The 6,397-nt window shown below is 36.5% G+C and carries 11 protein-coding genes and 1 pseudogene; 11 read left to right on the plus strand and 1 reads right to left on the minus strand.

Annotation, left to right across the window (positions count from 1 at the left end; translation table 11 throughout):
• Positions 1-2: 2 nt before the first annotated feature.
• The 11 genes from rpmD to rplQ all read left to right on the plus strand — a co-directional run bounded on the left by rpmD (position 3) and on the right by rplQ (position 6,172).
• Positions 3-179 (plus strand): 50S ribosomal protein L30, encoded by a 177-nt coding sequence (rpmD, locus tag B091_RS0106520; protein WP_018109208.1) that lies wholly within the window; start codon positions 3-5, stop codon positions 177-179.
• 28 nt (positions 180-207) lie between these two features.
• Positions 208-654, plus strand: coding sequence for a 50S ribosomal protein L15 (rplO, locus tag B091_RS0106525; RefSeq protein WP_018109209.1), 447 nt, complete (start codon positions 208-210; stop codon positions 652-654).
• A gap of 4 nt (positions 655-658) precedes the next feature.
• On the plus strand, positions 659-2,008 hold the full coding sequence (secY, locus tag B091_RS0106530) for a preprotein translocase subunit SecY (RefSeq protein ID WP_018109210.1): 1,350 nt from the start codon (positions 659-661) through the stop codon (positions 2,006-2,008).
• 13 nt (positions 2,009-2,021) lie between these two features.
• Positions 2,022-2,819, plus strand: a complete 798-nt coding sequence (gene map / locus B091_RS0106535) for a type I methionyl aminopeptidase (RefSeq protein WP_018109211.1) — start codon at positions 2,022-2,024, stop codon at positions 2,817-2,819.
• A 3-nt stretch (positions 2,820-2,822) separates the two neighbouring features.
• On the plus strand, positions 2,823-3,041 hold the full coding sequence (infA, locus tag B091_RS0106540) for a translation initiation factor IF-1 (RefSeq protein ID WP_018109212.1): 219 nt from the start codon (positions 2,823-2,825) through the stop codon (positions 3,039-3,041).
• Between the two features lie 8 nt (positions 3,042-3,049).
• On the plus strand, positions 3,050-3,166 hold the full coding sequence (gene ykgO, locus B091_RS11860) for a type B 50S ribosomal protein L36 (protein WP_006743593.1): 117 nt from the start codon (positions 3,050-3,052) through the stop codon (positions 3,164-3,166).
• Between the two features lie 33 nt (positions 3,167-3,199).
• A complete protein-coding gene (rpsM, locus tag B091_RS0106545) occupies positions 3,200-3,580 on the plus strand; it encodes a 30S ribosomal protein S13 (protein WP_018109213.1) in 381 nt (126 codons plus the stop codon).
• A gap of 11 nt (positions 3,581-3,591) precedes the next feature.
• The gene (rpsK, locus tag B091_RS0106550; protein WP_018109214.1) at positions 3,592-3,981 is read left to right on the plus strand and encodes a 30S ribosomal protein S11; all 390 of its coding nucleotides are present in this window, start codon (positions 3,592-3,594) and stop codon (positions 3,979-3,981) included.
• A gap of 113 nt (positions 3,982-4,094) precedes the next feature.
• Positions 4,095-4,700: a 30S ribosomal protein S4 gene (gene rpsD, locus B091_RS0106555; RefSeq protein WP_018109215.1), complete on the plus strand. Its 606-nt coding sequence runs from the start codon at positions 4,095-4,097 to the stop codon at positions 4,698-4,700.
• A gap of 11 nt (positions 4,701-4,711) precedes the next feature.
• Positions 4,712-5,704, plus strand: a complete 993-nt coding sequence (locus B091_RS0106560; protein WP_018109216.1) for a DNA-directed RNA polymerase subunit alpha — start codon at positions 4,712-4,714, stop codon at positions 5,702-5,704.
• A 3-nt stretch (positions 5,705-5,707) separates the two neighbouring features.
• A complete protein-coding gene (gene rplQ, locus B091_RS0106565; protein WP_018109217.1) occupies positions 5,708-6,172 on the plus strand; it encodes a 50S ribosomal protein L17 in 465 nt (154 codons plus the stop codon).
• 51 nt (positions 6,173-6,223) lie between these two features.
• Here the strand turns inward: rplQ and B091_RS12980 are convergent.
• Positions 6,224-6,397: pseudogene (locus B091_RS12980) on the minus strand (IS256 family transposase); the annotation flags it as partial.

Below are 6,397 nucleotides of genomic sequence, written 5' to 3' on the forward strand. Positions count from 1 at the left end.
ATATGTCAACTATTAAAATTAAACAAGTTAAAAGTAGAATTGGAGCTCCTAAAGATCAAAAGAAGACTTTAGATGCACTAGGCCTACGCAAACTCAATAGAATTGTAGAGCATAAAAACAACCCTGCAATTCTTGGTATGGTAGCTAAAGTGAAACACTTAGTTACTATCGTAGAGTAATATTAATTGTATTAAACACATTAAGAATATGAACTTAAGTAACTTAAAGCCTGCTTGTGGATCTACACATTCAAGAAGAAGACTCGGTCGTGGTATCGGTTCTGGCCTTGGTCGTACATCTACTCGTGGACATAAAGGAGCAAAATCAAGATCAGGCTATAAAAAGAAAACCGGCTTTGAAGGTGGTCAAATGCCTCTGCAACGTCGTTTGCCTAAATTTGGTTTTAAAAATATAAACAGAAAAGAATTCAAAGCAATCAATTTAGATACTATTCAACAATTAGTTGAAAAGACTAAACTTGAAAAAGTTGGATTAAATGATTTTATCAATGCAGGTCTTACTTCCGCTGGCGAGCCTGTAAAAGTTTTAGCTAATGGGCAGCTAACATCTAAAGTTGATGTTGAAGCAAGTGCATTCTCTAAAACTGCTATCGCTGCTATTGAAGCGGCGGGTGGTAAAGCGATAAAACTCTGATTTAATGAAAAAAGCTATTGAAACATTAAAAAATATATGGAGTATTGAGGATCTGCGAAATCGGATCCTCATAACCATATTGTTTGTTGCAATTTATCGTTTCGGCTCATTTGTAGTATTGCCCGGTATTAACCCTTCATCTTTGGCTGCTTTGCAGAACCAAACTAGTGAGGGTTTATTAGCTTTGCTTAATATGTTTTCCGGTGGTGCTTTCTCTAATGCTTCAATTTTTGCATTAGGAATTATGCCTTATATTTCGGCATCCATCGTGATTCAATTACTCGGGATAGCGGTTCCTTACTTTCAAAAGCTGCAGCGAGATGGTGAGAGTGGTAGAACAAAGATGAATCAATATACTCGATACTTAACTATCGCGATTCTTCTAGTTCAAGCACCTGCTTACCTCCTAAATCTTAGAGCACAGGCTGGCACGGCCCTTAATGCTTCATTAGATTGGACTATGTTTATGGTTACCTCAACTATTATTTTAGCTGCAGGTAGCATGTTTGTTTTATGGTTAGGAGAAAGAATTACTGATAAAGGCATCGGTAATGGTATCTCTATGATCATTTTAGTTGGTATTATTGCGAGGCTTCCTGAATCGTTTATTCAAGAGGTAGCTAGTAGATTCAGTAATATTAGTGCTGGTGGATTAGTAATGTTCCTTATCGAACTTGTAATTCTGTTAGTAGTTATAGCTGGCGCTATTTTGTTAGTTCAAGGAGTAAGGAAAGTTCCTGTGCAATATGCAAAGCGTGTTGTTGGTGATAGACAGGTAGGTGGCGCTCGTCAGTATATTCCTTTAAAGGTTAATGCTGCTGGAGTTATGCCAATCATTTTTGCTCAGGCAATTATGTTTATTCCTATTTCGATTTCATCTTTATTTACAGACTCTCACGAGTTTGGAGGTTTTATGAAATCATTATTTAATTATACTAGTTTTTGGTATAACTTTGTATTTGCGTTTCTAATTATAGTTTTCACCTATTTTTATACGGCTGTAACTATTAATCCAACACAAATGGCAGATGACATGAAGCGTAATAATGGCTTTATACCAGGTATCAAACCAGGTAAGAGCACAGCTAATTTCATTGATGAGATTATGTCTCGTATTACACTTCCTGGATCTTTCTTCCTAGCGTTAATTGCGGTTCTTCCTGCGTTTGCTGGCTCTATTTTTGGAGTTCAACCAGGTTTTGCTCAATTTTTTGGTGGTACTTCTTTATTAATTCTTGTGGGTGTTGTTTTAGATACCCTACAGCAAATAGAGAGTCACTTACTAATGAGACACTATGATGGTTTGTTAGATTCGGGTAGAGTACGTGGACGTTCAGGTGTTTCTGCTTATTAAGTAAAATAGATATATGATTTTTCTTAAGACAGAAGAGGAGATTGAATTACTTCGACAAAGTAATCTATTGGTTGGTCGAACGCTAGGAGTTGTAGCGGAAGCTATTGCTCCAGGTGTTACTACTCTCCAATTAGATCAGTTAGCCGAAGAATTTATAAGAGATCATGGTGCTGTCCCTACTTTTAAGGGTTATCCCAATCACTTAGGTCAGCCTTTCCCTGGATCTCTATGCACTTCAGTTAATGACGTTGTAGTACATGGTATTCCCAATGGTGTTCCTCTTGAAGACGGCGACATTGTTTCCGTAGATTGTGGGACTCTTATGAATGGTTTCTGTGGTGACTCCGCGTACACATTTTGTGTTGGAGAAGTTGCCCAAGAAGTTGTGAAGCTTTTAAAGGTAACCAAGGAATCTTTGTATAAAGGGATTGAACAAGCTGTCCATGGAAGACGGTTAGGTGATATTGGCTTTGCTATTCAGTCACACGCAGAAATGAATGGATATGGTGTTGTTCGCGAGTTTGTGGGTCATGGTATTGGCCGTGAAATGCATGAAGAACCAGCTGTACCCAATTATGGTAGCAGGGGACGAGGAAAGCAGCTTAAAAAGGGCATGTGCATTGCTATCGAGCCTATGATTACGTTAGGCAATAAAGAAATAGGAATGGATAATGATGGATGGACTGTGAGAACACTAGACCGAAAGGCTGCTGCTCACTTTGAGCATACAGTAGCAATCGGAATGGATTCGGCAGACATTCTATCATCTTTTGATTATGTTGAAGAAGTTTTAAGAAAGAAAGGATATTAATATATGGCTAAGCAATCCGCGATAGAACAAGACGGAGTTATTGTAGAAGCATTGTCTAATGCAATGTTTCGTGTAGAATTAGAAAATGGACATGAGATTACAGCTCATATTTCGGGTAAGATGAGAATGCATTACATTAAGATTCTTCCTGGAGATAGGGTGAAAGTTGAGATGTCTCCGTATGACTTAACTAAAGGTCGTATTGTATTTAGATATAAATAAATTGAAATATGAAAGTTAGAGCATCATTAAAAAAACGTACGCCAGACTGCAAGATTGTTAGACGTAAGGGTCGTTTGTATATTATTAACAAGAAAAATCCTAAGTATAAACAACGTCAAGGATAATTTCATTATTTTTGTAAAGAAATAAATTAATATATGGCTATTAGAATAGTTGGTGTAGATTTGCCCCAAAATAAAAGGGGAGAAGTAGCGTTGACCTATATCTACGGTATTGGTAGAAGTAACGCTAAGAAGATTTTAGAAAAAGCAGGCGTAGACCTTAACCTTAAGGTAAATGAATGGACTGATGAGCAAGCGGGTAGTATCCGTGAGATTATCGGTGCTGAATTTAAAGTTGAGGGAGATTTACGTTCTGAAGTGCAACTAAACATCAAACGTTTGATGGATATTGGTTGTTACAGAGGAGTTCGTCATCGTGTTGGCTTACCTTTAAGAGGTCAAAGCACAAAAAACAATGCACGTACTCGTAAGGGAAGAAAGAAAACAGTTGCAAATAAGAAAATAGCTACTAAATAATAATTGTTGATATGGCAAAAAAAACAGTCGCAGCTAAAAAAAGAAATGTAAAGGTAGATGCAGTTGGACAATTACATGTTCACTCTTCATTTAACAACATTATCGTTTCTTTAGCGAATAGTGATGGGCAGATCATCTCTTGGTCTTCTGCTGGTAAAATGGGTTTTAGAGGTTCTAAAAAGAACACTCCTTATGCAGCTCAAATGGCAGCGCAAGATTGTTCAAAGATCGCTTACGATCTAGGTTTGAGAAAAGTTAAAGCTTACGTTAAAGGACCAGGTAACGGACGTGAGTCTGCTATTAGAACAATTCACGGTGCAGGAATTGAAGTTACAGAAATTGTTGATGTAACACCACTTCCACACAATGGTTGTCGTCCACCAAAAAGACGTCGAGTTTAATCACTTATTCTTATTTATGAAGCTTGAATTTGTTTTGGATTACACCTTCTTCTCTGTAGTCGCGGCTGCAACAAACTTAAGTTCATATTTTTACAATTAAATATTAAAATACAATGGCTAGATATACTGGACCAAAATCCAAAATCGCCCGTAAGTTTGGAGAAGCTATTTTTGGGGCTGATAAAGTTTTATCAAAGAAAAATTATCCTCCAGGTCAACATGGCAACTCAAGAAGAAGAAAAACTTCTGAATATGGAATACAGCTTAGTGAAAAACAAAAAGCGAAGTATACATATGGTGTATTAGAAAAACAATTCCGTAATCTCTTTACTAAAGCTGAGAAAGCTAAAGGTATTACTGGTGAGATTCTTTTGCAACTACTTGAGTCAAGACTCGATAATATTGTTTTTCGTTTAGGTATTGCACCTACTCGTGCTGCTGCTCGTCAGTTAGTTAATCATAGACACATTACTGTTGATGGTAAAGTAGTAGATATTGCTTCTTTTTCTGTTAAACCAGGTCAATTGATTGCTGTGAGAGAAAGAGCTAAGTCTTTAGAAGTAATTAACAGCTCTTTAGCTGGTTTCAACCATAGCAAATATGCATGGATGGAATGGGATGAAGCTTCTAAAACTGGTAAGTTCTTACACATTCCTGACCGTACAGATATACCAGAAAATATCAAAGAACAATTGATCGTAGAATTATACTCTAAATAATAATTAATTTCATGGCGATATTAGCATTTCAAAAACCTGAGAAAGTATTAATGTTGGAAGCGGATGACAAATTCGGTAAATTCGAATTTCGTCCGTTAGAACCTGGCTTCGGTATCACTGTTGGTAATGCTCTACGTCGTATTCTCCTTTCTTCACTAGAGGGATTCGCTATTACTACTATTAAAATTGATGGTGTAGAACATGAATTTTCTAGTGTTGCAGGTGTACGCGAAGATGTTACTAATATTATATTGAATCTAAAACAGGTTAGATTCAAACAGATTGTTGAAGAATTCGAAAGCGAAAGGGTAAGCATCACTGTTGAAAATTCTACAGAATTTAAAGCTGGTGATATTGGAAAATATTTGACTGGATTTGAAGTGTTAAATCCTGAATTAGTTATTTGTCATTTAGATCCAAAATCGACGATGCTGATTGAATTAACCATAAACAAAGGTCGTGGATATGTTCCTTCAGAGGAAAATCGCGAGTACTGTACCGATGTTCATGTGTTGCCAGTCGACTCAATTTTCACACCAATTAGAAATGTGAAATATTTCATTGAGAACTATCGTGTAGAACAAAAAACTGACTACGAAAAATTAATACTTGAAATCAGTACTGATGGTTCCATACATCCTAAGGATGCTTTAAAGGAAGCAGCTAAAATATTGATTCATCACTTTATGTTATTCTCTGATGAGAAAATTACTCTAGAGGCAACAGAAGGTGAAGGCAATGAGGAGTTTGATGAAGAGGTACTTCATATGCGTCAACTACTTAAGACTAAACTTACTGATATCGATTTATCTGTAAGAGCTCTTAATTGCTTGAAAGCAGCTGAAGTTCACACTTTAGGTGAGCTTGTTCAATATCAAAAAACTGATCTTTTGAAGTTCCGTAACTTTGGTAAGAAATCGCTTGCTGAGCTTGATGATTTGCTCGCAAGTCTGAATCTATCATTTGGAACTGATATTTCTAAATATAAATTAGATAAAGAATAAAAAATGAGACATAATAAAAAATTTAACCACCTAGGTCGTACTGCATCTCACAGAAGTGCTATGTTATCAAATATGGCTACTTCATTGATTATGCACAAAAGAATCACTACGACGGTGGCTAAGGCTAAAGCCTTGAAGCAGTATGTTGAGCCTTTGATTACCAAATCAAAGAATGATACAACAAACTCTCGTCGTGTAGTATTTAGTCATTTACAAAGTAAAGAAGCTATCACTGAATTATTTCAAGAAGTTTCTGTAAAAGTTGCTGATAGACCGGGAGGATATACTCGTGTTATTAAACTTGGTAATCGTTTAGGCGATAACGCTGAAATGTGTTTTATTGAGCTTGTTGATTACAATGAGCACTTTGATGTTGCTAAAGGTGGTAAAAAACGTACTCGTCGTTCAAGACGTGGTGCATCTGCTGAAGGTACTGAAGACACAACTACAGTTGATTCTGCTGAATAAGACACTGTCTCAGGAAGTGTGTAAGTAAATTAAGCTTGGGTTGGGTTATTGTTATAGCCTGACCCTTTCTTTGTAAATAATTAGGAACTGATTTAAAATTATGCCCCAGTCCCTGATAGGCATTGACCACTTCTTTGTGGCCTCTCTAACGGCTAAATATACTGATTTCATCACAGAATCATCGGTTGGGAACGATAATTTGTTCTTGGTGTACTTTCTAATCTT

Source organism: Bacteroides propionicifaciens DSM 19291 = JCM 14649 (assembly GCF_000375405.1).
Taxonomy (GTDB): Bacteria; Bacteroidota; Bacteroidia; order Bacteroidales; family Bacteroidaceae; genus Bacteroides_E; species Bacteroides_E propionicifaciens.